The sequence below is a fragment of the Acidovorax sp. CCYZU-2555 genome, from assembly GCF_018413525.1.
In the GTDB taxonomy this organism is placed as follows: Bacteria; Pseudomonadota; Gammaproteobacteria; order Burkholderiales; family Burkholderiaceae_C; genus Comamonas.
This window is the reverse complement of sequence record NZ_JAHCDD010000043.1, coordinates 19370-40060: the sequence shown is the minus strand read 5'-3', so window position 1 is coordinate 40060 and position 20691 is coordinate 19370. Positions and strand designations below refer to the sequence as shown.

At 67.0% G+C, this 20691-nt stretch carries 19 protein-coding genes and 1 riboswitch; of the genes, 17 read left to right on the top strand and 2 right to left on the bottom strand.

The window, feature by feature from the left end:
* Positions 1–134: 134 nt before the first annotated feature.
* From hemN to KHY18_RS15825, 6 genes are all read left to right on the top strand, one after another.
* Positions 135–1517, top strand: a complete 1383-nt coding sequence (hemN, locus tag KHY18_RS15850; protein WP_213301782.1) for an oxygen-independent coproporphyrinogen III oxidase — start codon at positions 135–137, stop codon at positions 1515–1517.
* 136 nt (positions 1518–1653) lie between these two features.
* Complete coding sequence (locus KHY18_RS15845) at positions 1654–2358, top strand: sulfite exporter TauE/SafE family protein (RefSeq protein WP_213301779.1); 705 nt, start codon at positions 1654–1656, stop codon at positions 2356–2358.
* 228 nt (positions 2359–2586) lie between these two features.
* Positions 2587–3864 (top strand): cyclic di-GMP phosphodiesterase, encoded by a 1278-nt coding sequence (locus KHY18_RS15840; protein WP_213301776.1) that lies wholly within the window; start codon positions 2587–2589, stop codon positions 3862–3864.
* A complete protein-coding gene (locus KHY18_RS15835) occupies positions 3861–6350 on the top strand; it encodes a sensor domain-containing protein (RefSeq protein ID WP_213301774.1) in 2490 nt (829 codons plus the stop codon). Before KHY18_RS15840 ends, KHY18_RS15835 begins: the two co-directional genes overlap by 4 nt.
* A 431-nt stretch (positions 6351–6781) precedes the next feature.
* Positions 6782–7000 (top strand): CsbD family protein, encoded by a 219-nt coding sequence (locus tag KHY18_RS15830; protein ID WP_213301770.1) that lies wholly within the window; start codon positions 6782–6784, stop codon positions 6998–7000.
* Between the two features lie 100 nt (positions 7001–7100).
* Positions 7101–7676 carry a hypothetical protein gene (locus tag KHY18_RS15825; RefSeq protein ID WP_213301767.1) on the top strand — a complete coding sequence of 192 codons (576 nt, stop codon included), beginning with the start codon at positions 7101–7103 and terminating at the stop codon, positions 7674–7676.
* A 402-nt stretch (positions 7677–8078) separates the two neighbouring features.
* Here KHY18_RS15825 and KHY18_RS15820 read toward each other — a convergent pair whose 3' ends face one another.
* Both KHY18_RS15820 and KHY18_RS15815 read right to left on the bottom strand, forming a co-directional pair.
* Positions 8079–8456, bottom strand: coding sequence for a cell division protein ZapA (locus KHY18_RS15820; RefSeq protein WP_213301764.1), 378 nt, complete (start codon positions 8454–8456; stop codon positions 8079–8081).
* Positions 8453–8668 carry a DUF904 domain-containing protein gene (locus KHY18_RS15815; RefSeq protein ID WP_213301761.1) on the bottom strand — a complete coding sequence of 72 codons (216 nt, stop codon included), beginning with the start codon at positions 8666–8668 and terminating at the stop codon, positions 8453–8455. Before KHY18_RS15815 ends, KHY18_RS15820 begins: the two co-directional genes overlap by 4 nt.
* Before the next feature lie 127 nt (positions 8669–8795).
* Positions 8796–9034, top strand: a riboswitch (cobalamin riboswitch).
* A 76-nt stretch (positions 9035–9110) separates the two neighbouring features.
* Here KHY18_RS15815 and KHY18_RS15810 point away from each other — a divergent pair.
* The 11 genes from KHY18_RS15810 (at position 9111) to KHY18_RS15760 (ending at position 20545) form a co-directional block, all read left to right on the top strand.
* A complete protein-coding gene (locus KHY18_RS15810; protein WP_213301758.1) occupies positions 9111–10967 on the top strand; it encodes a TonB-dependent receptor domain-containing protein in 1857 nt (618 codons plus the stop codon).
* Positions 10949–12355 (top strand): cobyrinic acid a,c-diamide synthase CobB, encoded by a 1407-nt coding sequence (locus KHY18_RS15805; RefSeq protein ID WP_213301756.1) that lies wholly within the window; start codon positions 10949–10951, stop codon positions 12353–12355. The genes KHY18_RS15810 and KHY18_RS15805 overlap by 19 nt, the downstream gene beginning before the upstream one ends.
* Positions 12352–12921, top strand: a complete 570-nt coding sequence (locus KHY18_RS15800; protein ID WP_213301754.1) for a bifunctional adenosylcobinamide kinase/adenosylcobinamide-phosphate guanylyltransferase — start codon at positions 12352–12354, stop codon at positions 12919–12921. The genes KHY18_RS15805 and KHY18_RS15800 overlap by 4 nt, the downstream gene beginning before the upstream one ends.
* A 26-nt stretch (positions 12922–12947) precedes the next feature.
* A complete protein-coding gene (locus KHY18_RS15795; protein ID WP_502769023.1) occupies positions 12948–13838 on the top strand; it encodes an ABC transporter substrate-binding protein in 891 nt (296 codons plus the stop codon).
* Positions 13835–14851 (top strand): FecCD family ABC transporter permease, encoded by a 1017-nt coding sequence (locus KHY18_RS15790; protein WP_213301748.1) that lies wholly within the window; start codon positions 13835–13837, stop codon positions 14849–14851. The genes KHY18_RS15795 and KHY18_RS15790 overlap by 4 nt, the downstream gene beginning before the upstream one ends.
* Positions 14848–15630 carry an ABC transporter ATP-binding protein gene (locus KHY18_RS15785; RefSeq protein WP_213301745.1) on the top strand — a complete coding sequence of 261 codons (783 nt, stop codon included), beginning with the start codon at positions 14848–14850 and terminating at the stop codon, positions 15628–15630. Before KHY18_RS15790 ends, KHY18_RS15785 begins: the two co-directional genes overlap by 4 nt.
* Positions 15631–15690: 60 nt before the next feature.
* Positions 15691–16260: a cob(I)yrinic acid a,c-diamide adenosyltransferase gene (gene cobO / locus KHY18_RS15780; protein ID WP_213301742.1), complete on the top strand. Its 570-nt coding sequence runs from the start codon at positions 15691–15693 to the stop codon at positions 16258–16260.
* Between the two features lie 53 nt (positions 16261–16313).
* Positions 16314–17030: a 5,6-dimethylbenzimidazole synthase gene (gene bluB / locus KHY18_RS15775; RefSeq protein ID WP_213301740.1), complete on the top strand. Its 717-nt coding sequence runs from the start codon at positions 16314–16316 to the stop codon at positions 17028–17030.
* On the top strand, positions 17024–18007 hold the full coding sequence (gene cbiB / locus KHY18_RS15770; protein ID WP_349630306.1) for an adenosylcobinamide-phosphate synthase CbiB: 984 nt from the start codon (positions 17024–17026) through the stop codon (positions 18005–18007). Before bluB ends, cbiB begins: the two co-directional genes overlap by 7 nt.
* Positions 18000–19040: an aminotransferase class I/II-fold pyridoxal phosphate-dependent enzyme gene (locus KHY18_RS15765; RefSeq protein WP_213301738.1), complete on the top strand. Its 1041-nt coding sequence runs from the start codon at positions 18000–18002 to the stop codon at positions 19038–19040. Before cbiB ends, KHY18_RS15765 begins: the two co-directional genes overlap by 8 nt.
* Before the next feature lie 62 nt (positions 19041–19102).
* Positions 19103–20545, top strand: coding sequence for a cobyric acid synthase (locus tag KHY18_RS15760; RefSeq protein ID WP_213301813.1), 1443 nt, complete (start codon positions 19103–19105; stop codon positions 20543–20545).
* Positions 20546–20691: the final 146 nt, after the last annotated feature.

The following is a 20691-nucleotide window of genomic DNA, read 5'->3' as shown; positions in this document are numbered from 1 at the left end:
GCAGCGCATGAAAGTCACGGCTGCTGGCTGACATGCATCAAATTGTCGCAGGCCCTGGCTGCGCAAGACTTGATCGACATCAAGGTCTGGGACATTGCAATGCGGCAAAGTACGTCAAAGCAAGGAAAGATCCCATGACCGCAATCACCCCCGAGCTGTTGCAGCGTTTTGACGTGCCGGGCCCGCGCTACACCTCGTTCCCGACAGCCGATCGTTTTGTCGAAGCTTTCGGCCAGGACGACTACACCCTGGCGCTCGCGCAGCGCCGGCAGGGCGCTCCCGGTCAGGCGCGGCCGCTGTCGCTGTACGTGCACATTCCGTTCTGCGCGGCGCTGTGCTACTACTGCGCCTGCAACAAGATCATCACGCGCCACCCCGAGCGCGCCCAGACCTATCTGGAGTACCTGGCGCGCGAAGTCGCGCTGCACACCGCGCACTGCGGCACGGGCCAGCCCGTGAGCCAACTGCACCTGGGCGGGGGCACGCCGACTTTTCTCAGCGACGAAGGCTTGACCGAGCTGATGGACCTGCTGCGTCGCCACTTCGCGTTCCAGCCCGGCGGCGAGTATTCGATCGAAGTCGACCCGCGCACCGTGACGCCCGAACGGCTGGCGTTCCTCGCGCAACTGGGCTTCAATCGCCTGAGTTTCGGCGTGCAGGATTTCGATCCGCAGGTGCAAAAGGCCGTGCACCGGGAGCAGCCCGCGAGCCAAGTGTTCGCGCTGGTGCAGGCGGCGCGCGAACTGGGCTTCGAATCGATCAACGTCGACCTGATCTACGGCCTGCCTTGCCAGACGCCCGAATCGTTCGAGCGCACGCTGGCCCAGGTGGGCGAGCTGCGGCCCGACCGTATCGCACTCTACGCCTACGCCCATCTGCCCGAGCGCTTCAAGCCGCAGCGGCGCATCGACAGCGCGGCGCTGCCCGGCGCGGGCGCGAAGCTCGCGATGCTCGCGCGCTCGCTCGAAAGCTTTCAGCAGGCCGGCTATGTCTATGTGGGCATGGACCATTTCGCGCTGCCCACCGACGCGCTCGCCGTGGCCAAGCGCCAGGGCCGGCTGCACCGCAATTTCCAGGGCTACAGCACCCAGCCCGACTGCGACCTGATCGCGCTGGGCGTCTCGGCCATAGGCCGGGTCGGCGCCACCTACAGCCAGAATGCCAAGACGCTCGACGAGTATTACGACCTGCTCAACCAGGGCCGGCTGCCCGTGGTGCGCGGCCTGGCGCTGGGCCGGGATGATTTGATACGGCGCGCGGTGATCATGGCGCTGATGTGCCAGGGCGAAGTCCTGTTTGAATCGTTGGACCAGGCCTGGCTCATCGATTCGCGCCGCTACTTCGCGGCGGAACTCGACATGCTGGCCGAGCTGCAGGATCAGGGGATGGTGGAGATCGACGCCGAAAGCCTGCGCGTGACGTCCATGGGCTGGTACTTCGTGCGCGCAGTAGCCATGACGTTCGACCGTTATTTGCAGGCCGACAGGAACCGCGCGCGGTTTTCACGGATCATCTAGGGTTGTCTGCGGCAAGGCTTGCGCGGTTGACGCTGGGCCTTGCTCCCGTGCGCGCTGGGCCTGTCCCCCGTTCGCGCTGAGCCTGTCGAAGCGCACCCTCCCTCCTTTTTTGCCTGCACGACCAGGCGCCGGGCTTATGTTGTTTTCGTTGGTTTGGACGGCTGCCGTGATGGGCCTGATGGGCGGCCCGCATTGCCTGGCGATGTGCGCCGCGCCGTGCGCGGTGGTGACCTCCACGCCGGCGGGCAGCGTGGTCCAGGTCCATGGCCGGCGCAGCCGGCTGTGGCAGCGCAGCGCGCTGTTCCATGCGGGCCGTATCGCGGGCTATGCGAGCCTGGGCGCGCTGGCCGCCATCGCGGTCGAAGGCCTGGCCTGGCTCAACATGCGCACCACGGCCATGGGCCCGGTCTGGACTTTCATGCACCTGGCCATCATGGTATGGGGCGTTCTGATGATGGTCCAGGCGCGCCAGCCGGCCTGGATAGAAGCCGCGGGCCGCGGACTGTGGCGGCGCGTGCAGCCCGTGGTGGCCGCGCCCGGCGGCAGCCTGGCGACGGGCTATGTCTGGGCGCTGATGCCTTGCGGCCTGCTGTATTCGGCGCTGCTGGTCGCGGGCCTGAGCGGCGGGGCGCTGTCGGGCGCGTTGTCGATGGCGGCGTTTGCGATCGGCAGCGGGCTGTGGCTGCTGGCCGCGCCCTGGCTCTGGGGCCGGCTGCGCGGGCGGCTGAACGCGCTGCGCGCCGACTGGGGCAGTCGCGCTGCCGGGCTGATGCTGTTTGGCGTCGCGGCCTGGGCGCTGTGGATGGACCTGGTCTACAAGCCTTCGCTCTGGTGCCGATGAAATCAGGCGCTGCTTGAGTCGGTCCGCGCCTGCTGTTCAAGCTGCATTGCAAGGCGCTCGCGGCGGCAGCCACGTACACCATCCTCAACTGATACCCTGTTAACGGTATCAACCCTGGCAAAAAATCCAGCCCGAGCTGCAGTTGACATGCATGCCCTCAAGAACTGGCGATAATGGCCGAAACAATTGGACAGTTGTGCAACCTTTTGTACTGTACCGCTTTCAACAGTGAATTCCTCTGTCCTGATCAATCCGAACGCCTTGCGTGTAGGCATGTATATCCAGCTCGAAGTCGGCTGGATGCGCCATCCCTTTCCCGTCAACAGCTTTCGCATTGTTTCCGATAGCCAGCTCCAGACCGTAAAGGCGCTGGGGCTGGACGCTATCCGCTATTTTCCCGCGCGCAGCGAAATCGCTTCCTTCGAGACAGAGAGCGTGGACGATACGGATGCGGTCCACGGTACCGCTCGCGCGCCGGCGCGTGAGCAGGTCGCCGCGGACGAGTCGCAGCAGGCGCTCGAGCCCCAGCCCGAACTGCCCTTGCATGGGCTGCCTCCGGTGTGGCAGCGCTGCGACGAGCGCTTTCGCGCCGCGGCGCGCGAATATATGCAGGTTTTCAACTGCGCGGCCACCCAGCCCGAGCAGGCACTCGCGAAGAGCCATGGCATGGTCCAGGGCTACCTTCAGGATGTTCTGCCCACGGGCGATCTGGTGATACGACTGCTGTCCGAAAGTGCGGGCCACCGCCAGGCCGAACACCCCGTCAACGTGACGGTGCTGTGCCTGTTGCTGGGCCGCGCGCTGGGCATGAATGCCGCTGATCTGTACGAGCTGGGCCTGGCGGCCTTGCTGCATGACATAGGCAAGGACTCCAAGCCTGGCGCCACGCCGCTGCCGCGCGCGCAATACGAGAGCCATGTCGGGGATTCGGTGGCGTTGGCGATCAGCATGGGCGTGTCCAGCGATGTGCTCACGGCCATGGCCCAGCACCATGAGTTCGCCGACGGCAGCGGCTTTCCGCTGCACCTGATCGGCGAAGACCTGAGTGTCGCGGGCAAGGTGCTGTGCCTGGTCAACTCCTACGACCGCCTTTGCAACCCGGAATTCGCGCAGGAAGGGCAGACGCCCCATGAAGCGCTATCCGTGCTCTATGCGCAGTACCGCGAGCGCTTCGATCCGATCATTCTGAAGGCCTTCATCCGCATGATGGGCGTCTACCCGCCGGGCTCGGTGGTGCAGCTCGCGGACGGACGTTTCGCGATGGTGGTCTCGGTCAACAGTTCGCGTCCGCTCAAGCCCCAGGTGCTGGTCTACGACGCGCAGGTGCCTTTGGTCCAGGCGCTGCCGCTGGACCTCGAGATGTTCGAGGAAATCGGCATCCGGCGCAGCCTGCGCCCGGACCAGCTGCCGCGCGAGGCGCTGAGCTATCTGTCGCCAAGGCAGCGTATCTGCTACTTCTTCGAGCGCGCCGCGGAACCCAGCGCGCCCAAGGCTGCGATGCCATGACCCAGTCGTTTGAAGCGCTCTGGCACCAGACGCTCGATGCGCTGCTGGAGGCTGTCTGGCTGATCGACGAAGAAACGCTTTGCATCCGCTTTGCCAATCGTGCGGCCGAGAAGCTCACGGCCTACGACCGCGCGACCATGCAGGGCATGCCCGTGCAGGCGCTTGCGGCCACGCCCCAGGATCTGTGCCTGTGGGAAGACGCGAACCAGTGGCGCAGCGGCTCGCAGACGCTGACCCAGGTGCTGTGCCGCGATGGCGTGTTGCGCCCGGTCGAGCAGCGCGTGGAACGCATTGCCTTTCCTTCGGGCGGCTCGGCCGGCTGGCTGATGCTCAGCATGCTCGACCGCAGCGAGCAGGCGCGCAACGAGAATGAACTCGAAGCCTTGCTGTCCGATCTGCGGGCGACGCTCGACTCCACGGCCGACGGCATGCTGGTCTGCAGCCAGGATGGCGGCATACGCGCGTTCAACCACCGATTGGCCGCGATCTGGGGATTGCCCGCGGACATGCTGGTGGAGCGCAATGACGCGAGCATTCTCGATTTCATGGCCGGCAAGGTGCTGGACCGCGAAGGCTATGCGCAGCGCCTGGAGGCACTGCATCGCCAGCCCTTGCTTGAAAGCACCGACGTGCTGGCGCTGGCCGGCGGGCAGATCATCGAGCGGCGCTCCGTGCCCCAGCTCAAGCGCGGCGCGCCCATAGGTCGCATTCATACCTTTCGCGACATCACGCGCGAAGTCGAAGTCCAGGCCGGCCTGCAACTCGCGGCCCGGGTGTTCGACTGCAGCCTCGACGCGATTTTCATTGCCGATGCCGAGCATCGCCTGGTGCGCGCCAATCCCGCGTGCCGACGGTTGATGGGCGAGCGCAACTGCGCGGGGCGCAACGTGCGCGATCTGTTCGGCAACAGCGTGCCGGCGGGCTGGTATGCGGCGGCGGCGCAGGAATGGAGCACGGGCGGTTTCTGGCAGGGCAATCTGTGGCTTGAGCAGGGGTCGGGACAGCGCTGCCCCGTGCGCCTGTCCTGGGTGGCGCTGCGCGATGCGCACAACATCGTCTTCCAGACCATAGGCTTCATGCGCGACCTGACGCAGCAGCAGCAGGCCCAGCAGCGCATCGAGGAGCTGGCCTTCAGCGACGCGCTCACCGGCCTGCCCAATCGCCTGAGTCTGGCCGCGCATGTGGGCGAGGCGATAGAGCGGGCCGCGGACACGCATGAAGTGTTCGCCATCCTCTTCATCGATCTCGACCATTTCAAGATCATCAATGATTCGCTGGGCCATCAGTTCGGCGACCGCGTGCTCAAGCTGGTGGCGGAGCGCCTGCAGGCCTGCCTGCGGTCTGCCGACATGCTCAGCCGCCTGGGCGGTGACGAATTCGTTCTCTATCTTCAAGGCTGCGACGAGGCCCTGGCCGCCAGTGTTTCGCAGCGCATCCTGCGCGAGATGCTGCATCCGTTCCTGCTCGACGGCCTGGGCTTCTCGGTGCAGTGCAGCATCGGCGTGGCGCAGTATCCGAGCCACGGCCATACGCTGGACGAACTCATCATGCAGGCGGACACGGCGATGTACCGCGTCAAGGAGCGCGGCCGCGGCCATTACAGCTTCTATCAGCCGCAGATGAATTCGGGTCTGCTGTCGCGCATGAAGCTCGAGCATGCGATGCGCCAGGCGCTGGAGCATGGCCGCATGGCGGTCTATTTCCAGCCGCAGGTGCATATAGGCAGCAACCGCATCATGGGCGCCGAAGCGCTGCTGCGCTGGACCGATCCCGAGTTCGGCGTGGTGTCGCCCGCGGTCTTCATTCCCATGGCCGAAGAGTCGGGCTATATCGTGACGCTGGGTGCCTGGGTGCTGGAGCAGTCGATACGCGAAGCCGTGCATTGGAGCACGCAGGGCCTGCCGCTGAAAGTCTCGGTCAATGTGTCGGCGCTGGAGTTCCGCCAGACCGATTTCGTCGAGCGGCTGCAGCAACTGCTGCTGCGCCACGGACTGCCGTCGCATCTGCTGGAGCTCGAACTCACGGAAAGCATTCTGCTGCAGGATGCGCAGGAGATGGCCGCGCGCGTGCGCTCTATCGCGGAGCTGGGCGTGGGCCTGGTCATCGATGACTTCGGCACCGGTTATTCGAGCCTGGGCTATCTGAAGAAGCTGCCGATCGCCAAGATCAAGATCGACCAGTCGTTCGTGCGCGGTTTGCCGCACGATCAGGGCGACCGTGCCATCGTGAGCGCGATCATCAGCCTGGGCAAGGCGCTGGGCACGGAAGTGGTCGCCGAAGGCGTGGAAACCAGCGAGCAGCGCGACTGCCTGCGCGACCTGCATTGCCACTTCTTCCAGGGCTTCCTGTGCTCGCCCGGCTTGCCGGCCGAAGCGTTCGGCGCGCGCATGCGCGAGCAGGGCGTGCTGGTCGAGGATGACTGGCCCAACGCCACGGTGCCTGGCCTCGGCCTGGGCATTCAGAGTGGTAGCTCGGGTCGGCAGTAGCACCCGACAGCCTCAATCGGCCGTTTGACGCCGTTTCGGCGCCGCCTGCGCGCCGATCTCTCTTTTTCTCCCCTTTTGTCACCGCAGGCTCGGCAAGCGCGCCTTGGCGGTCTAGGCGCGCGTGCAGCATAAGTTTCCAAATGAAAATGCACCGTCATTAATGAAATATATAGATACACTTTCTTGCGACTATATTAATCGCTGGTGTATATAAAACATTCAATTAATAGAGACTATCAGTATTTAACACTGGTTGATTTTGCAATTGCAGCGAATTTCTGTAGGCCTAAGCCGACTGGCACAAAACTTCCTATCCCACAACGCAGTTCAGGAAGGCGATATACATTAAATACACATTTCGCTTTCAGGTGAATGTGTTCGAAAATCAGCTGGCACTTACCAAGCCCGCTTGGATAAAAAAAGGATTCTTTATGAACGAAGATCGAATTGCAGGAAATTGGAAACAATTCAAGGGCAAGATCCGTGAGCAGTGGGGCAAGCTCACTGACGACGATCTTGACGTCATTGCCGGCAAGCGAGACCAGTTCATCGGCAAGATCCAGGAGCGCCAAGGCATTCTCAAGGACGAAGCCGAGACGCAACTGAAAGATTGGGAAAAGCGCAATCCCGATTTCCGTTTCGACAAATAACGGTCGGTCGCCAAAGACTTTTTCAAATGCAGTCAGGGCGGTGCATTCAACAAGAAGTGCTGCTGCTCTGTCTGTTGGTTATAAATAAAGGGAGATAATCATGAACTTCAAACAAAAACTTACTGCTGTGTGCGCTGTCGCTTGCATGTCTTCGGTATTTGCAGCCACGCCTGCAGAGCACAAGGCCGCCAAGGATCAAATCAGCGCCGATTACAAAGCGGCAAAGACACAATGTAATTCCCTGATGGGAAATGCAAAGGACGTTTGTGAGAAGGAAGCCAAGGGCCGCGAAAAAATCGCCCTGGCCGAACTTGATTACCGCGCCGATGCCAGCGAGCGCCATCGCCACAATCTGGCCAAGACCAAGGCCGACGCTGCGTATGACGTCTCCAAGGAGAAGTGCGACGACCTGAAGGGCAACCCCAAGGACGTCTGCGTCAAGGACGCCAAGGCCGCCCATGTGAAGGCACTGGAAGCCGCCAAGGTGGCCGATGCGCGCGCCGAAACCAATGTCGCGCCCGACAAGAAGGCCGCCGACGTGTCCGAAGCCCGCAAGGACGCCAACCAGAATGTGCGCGAAGCCGAATACAAGGCCGCGCGTGAACGTTGCGACGCTTTGAGCGGTGACGTCAAGGACAAGTGCGTTGCCGATGCCAAGCGCATCCATGGCCAATAAACGCCTCTGACAAGCGCCGCGGGCTGATGGCCCAAGCAGCAAAGCCGCAGTTCCCTTGAGGGGCGCTGCGGCTTTTTTGTTTGCTCGCCGCAAGAGACGAATACGACAGGCAAAAAAAAGTCCGCCGAAGCGGACGATATGAAGACATGGAGTGCAAGCCTGAAGGTTGGCACTGGAATAGGTGTCTGCGAAACACCGGACCGGCATCCTGAACCGGGGTTCAGGGGGGCAAGGGCAGCTTGACGTTGGGTTCATCTAACGCGAGACGATCACGCTCATCAAGCGATGTACCAAGCCCGGGCTCAATGAGCATTGGTTCAAGGAAATATAAAGCCCGGCAGATTCGCAGACGGTTTCATTGTAGTGCGGATGCGCGCATCCTGGCGCAAGCCGCAGAATTTTTTACAGCAATTGTGCGTCGGTCTCGAGCGCCTGGTCGAGGCGCTCGAGCAGGGCGACGATGCGCTGGGCGTCGGCCTGTTGCTGGATCATGGCCTGGGCCCAGGCATCTGCTGCTTCGGGGTCCTCTTCTGCCTCGTCCGGCTGCTCGACAGGCTCTGCGACCGGCGCGGGAGCGCGCTCGGCGGTCACGATGTCGAAAGCCATGTTGAGCGCGGCGAGCACGGCCACGCGTTCACGCGAGCGCACCTTGCCCGCATCGCGGATGCGGGCCATGGTGTCGTTGACGCGGGACACGGCTTCGAGCAAACGCTCTTCGTGGCCTTCGGGGCAGGTCAGCAGATAGCTTTGGTGCAGGATCTGGACGTCGAGCTGCTTCATATGCCGGCCCCTTCATTGCTGGGCAGGCGCTCGATCAGCGCGTCGACACGCGCCCGTGCGGCGCTCAGGCGCGAGCGCAGCGAATCGCGCTCCTGGGTCAGCGCGGCGACCTGCTCTGCGAGCAGGGCGTTGGTGCGCTGAAGCTCCTCGTGGCGCAACAGAAGTCGCTCCACGCGGTCGGAAATAAGGTCGAGGGGTGACTGGGCAGACATAGGCTTGCCGATTGTAGAACTTGTGGGCTCGGGTGTGCGTAAGAAACAGTAGCCAAGCTGCGGCCCAAGGCCTCAAATTCTCCTTAGTCCTACAAAATGGCTGCGTCGGCATGCGGATACCGGCACGGATACAATGGCCGCCGTTGGTGCTCGCACGTTTGGCTCTCAGGCGCGCAGTTCAACGGGAAGCAGGGAGGAATCATCGCGATGTGCGTGTTCCGTGCCTGCGCTGCCCCCGCAACGGTCAGCGGATGAGTGTTTTTTCGATGCTCGGCTCTTCTTTACTTGCCACTGGCGCTGCGCTGGGAAGGCTTGCAAGAGTGTGCTCCGCCCAGCCCGGATACCGGCCAACGAGGTGTGATCTGCCGTCGTCCGCGACAGGGATTGCTTTGACCCATAGCCGACGGGAAGGTCGGCGCCGGGTGCCTTCACGTTGATGTTCATGTTTCACCCTTCTTCTGGCGCGGCAGCGCCCATCGCGGCGCGCCCCTGTGTTCGGGCCCTGGCCCTGGCTCTTTGCGCTGCTGGCGCCCAGGCCCAGCCGTTGGCGGAAAACCAGGCGCCGACGACCGTGGTCACGGCCGCGCGTGCGCCGCAGTCCGCGCAGCAGCTGCTCGCCGACCTGTCGGTCATCGACCGTGCGGCCATAGAGGCCAGCGGTGCGAGCGGCCTGGCCGACGTGCTGGCGCGCGTTCCCGGCATCCAGATGGTGCGCAACGGCGGCATGGGCAACACCACCAATCTGATGCTGCGCGGCGCCGACACCGCCTATACCGCGGTCTATATCGACGGCATACGCTTTTCGTCGCAAAGCGGCAGCGGCGGCGCTACCTGGGAAAGCATTCCGCTGGCGCTGATCGATCGCATCGAAGTGCTGCGCGGCCCGGCCGCGGCCATCTACGGCTCCGACGCGATCGGCGGCGTGGTGCAGATCTTCACGCGCCGCGCGCAGCAGGCGTTCGCGCCCTCGGTGTCCCTGGGCCTGGGCTCGAACAGCACACGCCGGCTGCAGGCCGGCGTCAGCGGCATGGGCGGCGCGGACCAGGCCTGGGACTATGCGCTCGACATCGCCAGCGAGCGCAGCGACGGCTTCGATGTGCGCCCCAGCCGCAACGCCGACCGCGATGGCTACAAGAGCCTGTCGGGCGCGGCCCGGCTGGGCTGGCGCATCAACGACAGCCACCAGCTGCGCGCTTCGCTGCTGGCCAGCGATATCGACGCGGGCTACGACAACAGCACCAAGCCGGGCGTCGATGACCGCAGCAAGCACCGCATGCATGCCGCGGGCCTCGAGTGGAATGCGCAGTGGAGCGAACGCTGGAGCAGCGTGCTGGCGCTCAATGCGTCCGAAGACCGCTACGAAACCACGCCCACGGCCTATCTGAGCACCACGCAGTTGCGCGGGCTGTCGTGGCAGAACCAGTGGCGCCTGGGCGCGCAGACTTTCTCGGCGACGCTGGAGCGGCGTGAAGACGCGCTGCAGAACGCGCCCGTGGACCGCGAACGCGCGCAGAACGCGCTCGCGCTGGGCTACCAGTGGCATGCGGGCAAGCAGCATCTGCAGGCCCAGCTGCGCCACGACAGCGACAGCGAGTTCGGCGGCAAGCAGACCGGCAGCCTGGCCTATGGCTACGACCTCACGCCGCAATGGCGCGCGACGGCTTCGGCCGCCACGGCGTTTCGCGCGCCCACGCTCTACCAGCGCTTCAGCAACTACGGCACGGCCGGCCTGACGCCCGAAAACGGCCGCAACGTCGAACTCGCAGCGCGCTATCGCGCGCAGCACAACGAATTCTCGGCCACTGCCTACCGCAACCGCATCAGCGACCAGGTGTCGTACCAGGTCGGCGCGCGCGGCTGCGCGAGTTCGCTGGGCTGCTATGTGAGCGTTGCCCAGGCTGAATACCAGGGCCTCACGCTGGCCGCGGCGACCCAGGCGCTGGGCGTGCGCTGGCATGGATCGCTCGATTTCAATTCGGCCAAGGACGCATCGACGGGGCTGTACCTCACGCGCCGCGCGCGGCAGTTCGGCACGCTGGGCGCGAGCCGCCAGATTGCGGGCTGGCAATGGGGCGCCGATGTGCAGTGGAGTGCACGCCGTTTCGACGACGCCGCGAACACCAAGGTGCTGGGCGGCTATGCGCTGTGGAATCTTTCGGCGAGCAAATCGCTGGCGCGCGACTGGAAACTGCGCGCGCGCCTGGACAATGCGTTCGACAAACGCTATGAAACCGCCGCCACCTACGCCACCGAAGGCCGGCGCTTCTTTGTGAGCCTGCAATGGACACCCACGCCTTGAAACCCATTCGCTGCCCCGCGCTGCTGATCACCGCGCCCGCCTCGGGCCAGGGCAAGACCACGCTCACGGCCGGGCTCGCGCGCCTGCACACGCGCCAGGGCCGGCGCGTGCAGGTCTTCAAGTGCGGCCCCGACTATCTCGATCCGCACTGGCACCAGCTGGCCAGCGGCGCGCCCGTGCATTCGCTGGACCTGTGGATGACGGGCGAGGCCGATGCGCGCGCGCGCCTGCATGCCGCGGCCCAGACCGCCGATCTGATCCTGATCGAAGGCGTGATGGGCCTGTTCGACGGCAGCCCCAGCGCCGCCGATCTCGCGCGGCTGCTGGACATTCCGGTGCTCGCCGTGATCGACGCTTCGGGCATGTCGGCGACGCTGGGCGCGCTGGCGTTCGGCCTGCAGCATTTCCAGCCCGGCCTGCGCTGGGCCGGCGTGCTCGCCAACCGCGTGGCCAGCGCGCGCCATGCGCAGCTGCTGCAGGCGGGAGTGCACGCAGACAGCCTGTGGCAGGGCGCGGTGCAGCGCATCGCGGCCGATGCCGGCACCCAGATGGCGCTGCTGCCCCAGCGCCATCTGGGCCTGGTCGCGGCGCACGAACTCAAGGACGGCATGCAGCGCCTGGACGCAGCCGCCGATGCCCTCGCAGCGACGCCGCTGGGCCAGCGCAGCTGGCAAGACTGGCAGCAATGGGCAGTGGAATTCGCGCCGCCCGCAGCCGCGGCGGCGGCTGATCAGCCCCAGGCCCTGGGCCCGTGGCTCGCGGGGCGCGTGATTGCCGTGGCACACGATGCCGCGTTCAGCTTTGTCTACCCGGCCAACCTCGACTGCCTGCGCGCGATGGGCGCCGAACTGCGCGTGTTCTCGCCGCTGGCCGGCGAACGCCTGCCCGCGTGCGACGCGCTGTGGCTGCCCGGCGGCTATCCCGAACTGCATGCGGCCCAGCTCGCGGCGCACACCGGTCTGCAAGCCGACATACTGGCCCATTGGCAGGCGGGCAAGGCGATCTGGGCCGAGTGCGGCGGAATGCTCGCGCTGTGCGAAGGCATCACCACCGGCGACGGCAGCTGGGCGCCGCTGTGGGGGCTGATGCCGGGCAGGGCGCAAATGCAAAAGCGCCTGGCCGGCCTGGGAATGCAGCAACTGACCACGCCCTGGGGCACGCTGCGCGGCCATACTTTTCACTACGCGCGGCTCGACAGCGCGGCGACGCCGCTGGGCCGCAGCCACCGGCCCGATGAGGCGCCGGGCGCAGACAATGGCGAGTGGCTGTACCGCCATGGCAGCCTGCACGCGAGTTTTTTCCATGCCTGGTTCGCCTCGCACCCGCGCGCCATCGCCGCGCTGCTGGGCGCGCAAAACGACCAGCAAGACCGGGAGTTGAACGCATGACCACAGCGCGCAGCGAGTTGATTCTGGGCGGGCAGAAAAGCGGCAAGTCGCGCCGCGCCGAAAACCTGGCCCAGGAATGGCTCTCGCAGGCGCCCGCGCACCGCGCCCGGCTGCTGGCCACGGGCCAGGCCTATGACGCCGAAATGGCGGCCCGCATCGCGCGCCATCAGCATGACCGCGCCGCGCGCGTTCCCGGCCTGGCCACCATCGAAGTGCCGCTGGACCTGGCGTCGGCGCTGCGCGAACACAGCGCGCCCGACTGCCTGCTGGTCATCGACTGCCTCACCATGTGGCTCACCAACTGGATGATGCCCATGAACGAACATGCGCCCGGAACGCAGACCTGGACCGAGCAGGCCGACGCCTTCCTCGCCGCGCTGGCCCAGGCCAAGGGCCCGGTGGTGATCGTCGGCAATGAAATCGGCCTGGGCGTGATTCCGCTGGGCCGCGAAGTGCGCGCATTTGTCGACGCGCTGGGCGTTCTCAACCAGCGCGTGGCCGCGACCTGCAGCCATGCGACGCTGATGTGCGCGGGCCTGCCGCTGGCGCTCAAGGGCGGGATATGACGGCTGGAATCAGCTTACATGTCTTGATGAAGACGGCTTTGCTGATGGTGGCGCTACTGGCTGCACCGCTGTTGGCCAGGGCGACCGGCTCGCTGGCAGGGCCCGCAGCCGCCATCACGCTGACCGACGCGCGCGGCAAGACCGTGCAGTTGGCCGGGCCGCCGCAGCGCATCGTGAGCCTGCTGCCGTCGCTGGCCGAGTCGGTCTGCGCGCTGGGCGCCTGTGATCGCATCGTGGGCGTGGACCGCTACACCACCTGGCCGCCCGCGCTGGCCCAGCTGCCGCGCCTGGGCGGCAATCTGGAGCCGAATATCGAGGCCGTGGTGGCCTTGCGGCCCGATGTGGTGCTGATTTCCGTGGCTTCGCGCGCCGTGCAGCGCCTGGAGGCGCTGGGCCTCAAGGTGATCGCGCTCGAGCCGCGCACCCATGCCGAAGTGCACGGCGTGCTGCGCACGCTGGCCGCCATGCTCGCGCGGCCCGAAGGCGCAGAGCCGATCTGGGCGCGCATAGAACGCGGGCTGGAGCAGGCCGCGCGCGCCATGCCGGCCCAGGCACGCGGCCAGCGCGTGTACTTCGAAGCCAGCCGCGGCCCGTTTGCCGCGGGCGAAAATTCCTTCATCGGCGAGACGCTGGCGCGGCTGGGCCTGGTCAATATCGTGCCCGCGGCGCTGGGGCCGTTTCCGCGGCTCAATCCCGAATACGTGGTGCGCGCCGATCCCGATCTGCTGATGGGCGGCGTACGCAGTCTCGGTGAAAGCCGCGAACCCTATCCCGGCTGGTCGCCGCTGCGCGCCATGCAGGCCGGGCGCATCTGCCGCTTCGCGGGCGCCGAAGCCGATCTGGTGATACGCCCCGGCCCGCGCATGGCCGAGGCCGCGATGGCAATGGCGGACTGCGTGCAAAAGGTCTATCCATGAATGCCAACCCGCTGCGCCCGTCCTGGCTCGCGCTGGCGCTGCTGCTGGCCAGCCTGCTGCTGATGCTGCTGGGCGCGGGCATAGGCAGCACGGGTTGGGAAAGCGTCTGGAATCTGCTGGATCCGCAGACCGCCGACCCGCTGGCCTGGCAGATCGTGCGCGACATCCGCCTGCCGCGCACCATGGGCGCCTGGCTCGCGGGCGCGTTGCTGGGGCTCGCGGGCGCCGTCGCCCAGGGCGTGTTCCGCAATCCGCTGGCCGACCCCTATCTGCTGGGCAGTGCTTCGGGCGCCTCGCTGGGCGTGGCGCTGGCCATGGCCGCGCTGGGCGCATCGCCGTTCGCGCTGCAAGGCCTGCTGCGCCTGGGAATCACGGGCGCGGCGTTTGCCGGCGCCGTGGGCGCGGTGCTGCTGACGCTGCTGCTCGCCAAGGGCGCGCACAACACCTTGCGCCTGCTGCTCGCGGGCGTGGTGGTGGGCGTGGTGCTGGGCGCGGCGTCGTCCATGGTGTTGATGCTGTCGCCCGAAATCATGCAGGCCATGCAATCGTTCATGCTGGGCAGCACCTCGTTTGTCGGCTGGGGTGCATGCGCGCTGATGGCCGCGGTGCTGGCGCTGGTGGTGCTCGTCGCCTGGTCGCTGAGCCGCGTGCTCGACGGCCTGGCGCTGGGCGAGGCCACGGCGCTGAGCCTGGGCATGCCGCTGGCGCCGCTGCGCATGCTGCTGATCGTCGTGATGGCGCTGGCGACGGGCACGGCCGTGGCCCAGACCGGGCTGATCGCTTTCGTCGGTCTGGCCGCACCGCATCTGGTGCGCTCGCTGGTGCGCGCAATGCACGGCTGGCTGCTGCTTTTGAGCGCTGGCATGGGCGCGGTGCTGTTGCTGGGCGCCGACCTGCTCGCGCGCTGGCTGATCGCTCCCCAGGAACTGCCCGTGGGCGTGCTCACGGCCGTGCTCGGCGGCACCTATCTGCTGTGGCTGATGCACCGGCGCAATGTGCAGGAGCTTTCATGACGCAAGCCTGGGCGCTTGAAGCCGAAAACCTGTGCGTGTCGCTGGGTGGCCAGCAGGTATTGCATGACCTGTCGCTGCGTTTGCCCGCGGGGCGCTGGACCAGCGTGGTCGGGCCGAACGGCGCGGGCAAATCGACGCTGCTGCGCGCGCTCGCGGGCATGGGCCACGAACAGGGCAGGGTGCTGCTGCAAGGCCGTGAACTGCACGGTTGGCCCGGCCGCGCGCGTGCACGCACGCTGGCCTGGCTGGGCCAGAATCAGGCGACCGCCAACGACATGTCGGTCTACGACGTCGCGATGCTGGGCCGGCTGCCGCACCAGCCCTGGCTGGGCGCGCCGTCGGCGCTGGACCACGCGGCCGTGGAGCAGGCGCTGCGCCGCACGCAGAGCTGGGACTGGCGCACGCGCAGCCTGGGTCAGCTTTCGGGCGGCGAGCGCCAGCGCGTGCTGCTGGCGCGCGCGCTCGCCGTGCAGGCCCAGGTGCTGCTGATGGACGAACCCCTGGCCAATCTCGACCCGCCGCACCAGACCGACTGGCTGCAGTGCGTGCAGGAACTCGTGGCCCAGGGCACGACCGTGGTCAGCGTGCTGCATGAAATCTCGATGGCGCTGCAGTCGCAGGAGCTGGTGGTGATCGCCGAGGGCCGCGTGCTGCACCAGGGCGACTGCGCCCATGCCGCGACGCATCGCGCGCTCGAACAGGTGTTCGACGAGCGCATCCAGGTGCGCGCCATCGACGGGCAATGGGTGGCCTTGCCGCGCCTGCCCGCGCGGCGCTGACAAAATTTTTTCCCCGGGGCCCAGGCCCCGGCCATTCCAATTTGCTGAAAGTCCCCCTTCATGGAAATCGAACAAGCCCCCACCGAGAAGCCCTATACCAAGCCAGAAGGCGAGCGCCGCGGCCTGGTGCTGGTGAACACCGGCAACGGCAAGGGCAAGAGCACGGCCGCGTTCGGCCTGGCGCTGCGTGCCCATGGCCGCGGCAAGTCGGTCAAGATCTTCCAGTTCATGAAAGTGCCCACCGCGCGCTTTGGCGAACACCGCATGTTCGAACAGCTGGGCATGCCCATCGAAGGCCTGGGCGATGGCTTCAGCTGGAAGAGCCAGGACCAGGAGCATTCGGCCCAGCTCGCCCGCGAAGGCTGGGAGCGCGCGCGCACGGCGATTCTCTCGGGCGCGCATTTCATGGTGGTGCTCGACGAGATCACCTATCCGCTGATCTACGGCTGGCTGCCGCTGGAGCCCGTGCTGCAGACGCTGCGCGAGCGCCCGCGCGAAGTGCACGTGGTGCTCACGGGCCGGCGCTGCCCGCCCGAAATCATTGAAATCGCCGACACGGTGACTGAAATGACGCTGATCAAGCATGCGTTCAAGGCGGGTATTCCCGCGCAACGCGGCATTGAAGACTGATGGCGCTGCGCGGACAATGGTCTGACCGATCGGCGTGAAGAAACGGCTGCACCATGACCACCATTCAAAGCCCAGCCAACGCGGCTGATCTGCCCGGCGCAACGCTGGCCGCGCTGCCTTTCGACGCCGCGGACCGCGCCGCGGTCTACCGCGCCATCCACGAACGCCGCGACATGCGCCATTTCAGCGGCGGCACGGTGGACGAGGACCTTCTGCTGCGCCTGCTGCGCGCCGCCCACCATGCGCCCAGCGTCGGTTTCATGCAGCCCTGGCGCTTCATTCGCGTGCGCGACCGCGCGATGCGCGAGCGCATCCATGCGCTGGTCGAAGCCGAGCGGGATTGCACGGCTCAGGCACTGGGCGAGCGCGAAAGCGAGTTCATGCGGCTCAAGGTGCAGGGCGTGCTCGACGCCGCCGAAGTGCTGGTGCTGGCCATGCCGCCGGGCCGCGAGCAGCATGTGTTCGGACGGCGCACGCTGCCCGAAATGGACGTCGCCTCCGCGGCCTGCGCCATTCAGAACCTGTGGCTCGCGGCGCGCGCCGAAGGCCTGGGAATGGGCTGGGTCTCGCTGTTCGACCCGGTCGCGCTGGCCGCGCTGCTGGGCATGCCCGAAGGCAGCCGGCCGCTGGCCGTGCTGTGCCTGGGCCCCGTGCCCGCGTTCTATGCCGAGCCCATGCTGCAACAGGAAAAATGGGCGCAGCGCGCGGCGCTGGGCGACATGCTGTTCGATGAGACCTGGGGCCGGTCGGCCCCGGCCGATCCGTGCTGATCGCCGCGGGGTTCTGGTGGCTTTGCGCCACGGCCGCGGCACTGCTGGCGCTGGTCATAGACCGCTGCTGGGGCGAGCCGCCCGCGCACCTGCATCCCGTGGTGGCCATAGGCAATTTCCTTGGCTGGAGCGGCCGCTGGGTAGGCGCCGACAAGGCCGTCGAGGCCGGCGACTGGCGCCAAGGGCGTGGCGCTTTTGCGCGCGGCGCGCTGGCCTGGGCGCTGGGCGCGGCGCTGGTGACCGCGCTGTATGCGGGCCTGCAAGCGCTGCTGCTGGCGCTGTCTCCGTGGCTGGCAATTCCCCTGCTTGCGCTGCTGCTCAAGCCGCTGTTCGCCTGGCGCATGCTGCAGACCGAAGTGCAGGCCGTAGAAGCGGCGCTGCAGCAGTCGCTGGCCGCGGGGCGAGAGCGGCTGTCGTGGCTTGTGAGCCGCGACGTCACGCAGCTGAGCGCAGCCGAAGTGCGCGAAAGCGCGCTCGAGACGCTGGCCGAGAACCTCAATGATTCGGTGATCGCGCCGCTGTTCTGGTTCGCGCTGCTGGGCCTGCCTGGTGCGGCGCTGTACCGCTTCGCCAACACCGCCGATGCGATGTGGGGCTACCCAGGCTGGCGCAATGAGCGCCACTGGCAATGGGGCGGCAAGTGGGCCGCGCGCGCCGACGATCTGCTGTCCTGGATTCCGGCGCGCATCACCGCGGCGCTGATCGCGCTGGCCGCGGGCGGGCTGTCGCCCGCGCGGCTGCGGCGTGAAAGCCGGCGCACGCCTTCGCCCAACGGCGGCTGGCCCATGGCCGCGCTGGCGCTGGCGCTCGATGTGCGCCTGGGCAAGCCCGGTTCCTATGTGCTGCATGCCGCGGCCCCGGCGCCCGAGGCCAGGCATACGCTGCAGGCGCTGCGGCTCACGCGCCGCGCGGTGTATCTGCTCGCGGGCCTGGCGTTGCTGGTGCTGCTGCAAAAACTCAAGGCCATCGATGTTTGAGAACACCCACGGCGGCACCGACGCGCTGGGCGTGCCCGCGCATGATTTTTCGACCAACCGCAATGCCTGCGGGCCATGTCCCGAGGCAATCGATGCCTTGCAGGCCGCGCATGCGCGGCAATACCCCGACCCCGCCTATGGAGCGCTGCGCCAGCGGCTGGCCGACTTCCATGGCGTGGCGGCCGCGCGCGTGGTGCTGGCCGGCAGTGCCAGCGAATTCATCCATCGCATCAGCGCCCATGCGGCGCGGCTGGGCCTGCGTCAGGCGCTGCTGCCCGCGCACAGCTACGGCGACTATGCGCAGGCGGCGCGCGTCTGGGGGCTGGAGTGCGCGCGCACCGCGCCAGCGCCAAACCCTGGCCTGTTGACGGGAGCACCCTTGCTGCACTGGGCCTGCGAACCTTCGAGCCCGCTGGGCCGTACCGACCCGGCGCTGGCGCAGTGGCAGGAGTCGGGCGGCGCGGGCGCCGATCTGCGCGTGCTCGATTGCGCCTATCAGCCGCTGCGCCTGGACGATAGACAAAGCGAAGTCGCTGCCGATGTCTGGCAGATCTGGACACCCAACAAGGTGCTGGGAATGACGGGCGTGCGCGCCGCCTACGCGCTCGCGCCCGAAGGCGCGCAGGCGCATATTGCCGCGCTGCAGGCGCTCGCGCCGTCGTGGGTCGTGGGCGCGCATGGCGTGGCCCTGCTCGAGGCCTGGACCACGCCCGCCGTGCAGCAGTGGATTGCATGCAGCCGCATCGAGCTTGCGCAATGGAAGACCGCGCAGATCGATCTGTGCACGGCGCTGGGCTGGCATGTGGAGCCCGGCAGCCTGGCGAATTATTTTGTCGCGCGCTGGCCCCGGGCCGAGCACGCCGGCATGGCCGAGCGCCTGGCCTGGCTGCGCAGCGCGCACGGCATCAAGCTGCGCGATGCGGCGAGCTTCGGCCTGCCGGGCGCGGTACGGCTGGGGGTGTTGCCTGCGGCATCGCAGCAGGCGCTGGCCCGGGCCTGGCGCGCTGCGCAGAACCTCAAGAACACACCATGAATTCCAAGACAAGCACTTCACTTCCCCTGCCCACGCCCGGCCAGCGCCCCGCGCTGTGCGTGATGGTGCTGGGCACCAGCAGCGGCGCGGGCAAGAGCTGGGTCACCACGGCGCTGTGCCGCTGGTACCGCAATCAGGGCTTCAAGGTCGCGCCGTTCAAGGCGCAGAACATGAGCAACCATGCGCGCGTGGTGCCGGCCGCAAATGACGCCTGGGGCGAGATGGGCACGGCCCAATATCTGCAGGCGCTGGCCGCGGGCTGCGCGCCCGACGTGCGCATGAACCCTCTGCTGCTCAAGCCCGAAGCCGACATGCGCAGCCAGGTGGTGATGCTGGGCCAGGTCGACAACGCGCTCACGCAGCTGCCCTGGCGCGAGCGCAGCGCCCATGTCTGGCCGCGCATCGCGCAGGCGCTCGACGCGCTGCGCAGCGAGAACGATGTAGTGATCATCGAAGGCGCGGGCTCGCCCGCCGAAATCAATCTGCACAGCAGCGATGTGGTGAACATGCGCGTCGCGCGCCATGCGCAGGCGCATTGCCTGCTGGTCAGCGACATCGATCGCGGCGGCGCGTTCGCGCATCTGTACGGCACCTGGGCGCTGCTGCCCGCCGAAGACCGCGCGCTGATACGCGGCTTCGTGCTCAACAAGTTCCGCGGTGACGCGCGCCTGCTCGCGCCCGGCCCGCAGATGCTCGAAGACCTGACCGGCGTGCCCGTGGTGGCGACCATTCCCCGGCTCGCGCGCCATGGTCTGCCGGAGGAGGACGGCGTGTATGACGCGGGCGCCGATGACCTCGACACCAGCGCCGTGGTGCACACCACCGTGGCCGTGATCGCCTACCCGCGCGCGAGCAATCTCGACGAGTTCCAGCCGCTGCTCAACGTTCCCGGCGTGCGCCTGGTCTGGGCGCGCAGCCCGGCCCAGCTGCAGGGCGTCGACTGGGTGATTCTTCCGGGCTCCAAGGCCACGGCCAGCGATCTGCGCTGGCTGCGCCGCCAGGGCCTGGACGCGGCGCTCACGGCCCATGTCGTGCAGGGCGGGCGGCTGTGGGGCATTTGCGGCGGCCTGCAGATGCTGGGCGAGGCCTTGATCGATCTGCATGGCGTCGACGGCAACGAAGCCGGGCTGGGCCTGCTGCCGCTGGTCACGGTGTTCGAGGCCGACAAGCGGCTGCTGCGCGCCGAGGTGCGCATGCCGCAGCTGGATGCGCCCTGGCAGGCGCTGTCGGGCGTCGCCATGCAGGTCTACGAAATCCACCACGGCCAGACGCGCGTGCGCGACGACATGGTGGCCGCGGGCCTGGGCGTGCACGAACGCCTGCCCGGCCTGGTGTGGCAAAGCGCCGACGGGCGCATCTTGGCGAGCTATTGGCATGGAATGTTCGAAAACGCTGCCGTGCTTCAGGCTTTGCTCGGCGTGAACGCGCCTACGCTGGACAGCGTCTTCGAGCGGCTTGCGCACGGGGTGGATGCGTGGTTTGGGCCGTTGCCGCCAGCGGGTTGATGCTTGCAGGGTGTAGGTTGAGGACTGCAGTTGCAAGCGGGATGGACTGATAAGCCGCTGCAGCGCAAGGCCCCAAGCTTAGGCACGCATCCAAGAGGTTGCCATCCCTTCGGGATGCCTCTTGATCGTGTGCTTTCATATTGGAG

Bases quoted from the DNA above. Each gene is read 5' to 3' on its own strand.
- KHY18_RS15765 (WP_213301738.1), top strand. From the start codon at position 18,000: ATGTTTGAGAACACCCACGGCGGCACCGACGCGCTGGGCGTGCCCGCG.
- cobO (WP_213301742.1), top strand. From the start codon at position 15,691: ATGGAAATCGAACAAGCCCCCACCGAGAAGCCCTATACCAAGCCAGAA.
- KHY18_RS15760 (WP_213301813.1), top strand. From the start codon at position 19,103: ATGGTGCTGGGCACCAGCAGCGGCGCGGGCAAGAGCTGGGTCACCACG.
- KHY18_RS15825 (WP_213301767.1), top strand. From the start codon at position 7,101: ATGAACTTCAAACAAAAACTTACTGCTGTGTGCGCTGTCGCTTGCATG.
- KHY18_RS15800 (WP_213301754.1), top strand. From the start codon at position 12,352: ATGACCACAGCGCGCAGCGAGTTGATTCTGGGCGGGCAGAAAAGCGGC.
- KHY18_RS15790 (WP_213301748.1), top strand. From the start codon at position 13,835: ATGAATGCCAACCCGCTGCGCCCGTCCTGGCTCGCGCTGGCGCTGCTG.
- KHY18_RS15845 (WP_213301779.1), top strand. From the start codon at position 1,654: ATGTTGTTTTCGTTGGTTTGGACGGCTGCCGTGATGGGCCTGATGGGC.
- KHY18_RS15795 (WP_502769023.1), top strand. From the start codon at position 12,948: ATGAAGACGGCTTTGCTGATGGTGGCGCTACTGGCTGCACCGCTGTTG.
- bluB (WP_213301740.1), top strand. From the start codon at position 16,314: ATGACCACCATTCAAAGCCCAGCCAACGCGGCTGATCTGCCCGGCGCA.
- KHY18_RS15820 (WP_213301764.1), bottom strand. From the start codon at position 8,456: ATGAAGCAGCTCGACGTCCAGATCCTGCACCAAAGCTATCTGCTGACC.
- KHY18_RS15835 (WP_213301774.1), top strand. From the start codon at position 3,861: ATGACCCAGTCGTTTGAAGCGCTCTGGCACCAGACGCTCGATGCGCTG.
- KHY18_RS15805 (WP_213301756.1), top strand. From the start codon at position 10,949: ATGGACACCCACGCCTTGAAACCCATTCGCTGCCCCGCGCTGCTGATC.
- hemN (WP_213301782.1), top strand. From the start codon at position 135: ATGACCGCAATCACCCCCGAGCTGTTGCAGCGTTTTGACGTGCCGGGC.
- KHY18_RS15810 (WP_213301758.1), top strand. From the start codon at position 9,111: ATGTTTCACCCTTCTTCTGGCGCGGCAGCGCCCATCGCGGCGCGCCCC.
- KHY18_RS15815 (WP_213301761.1), bottom strand. From the start codon at position 8,668: ATGTCTGCCCAGTCACCCCTCGACCTTATTTCCGACCGCGTGGAGCGA.
- KHY18_RS15785 (WP_213301745.1), top strand. From the start codon at position 14,848: ATGACGCAAGCCTGGGCGCTTGAAGCCGAAAACCTGTGCGTGTCGCTG.
- KHY18_RS15830 (WP_213301770.1), top strand. From the start codon at position 6,782: ATGAACGAAGATCGAATTGCAGGAAATTGGAAACAATTCAAGGGCAAG.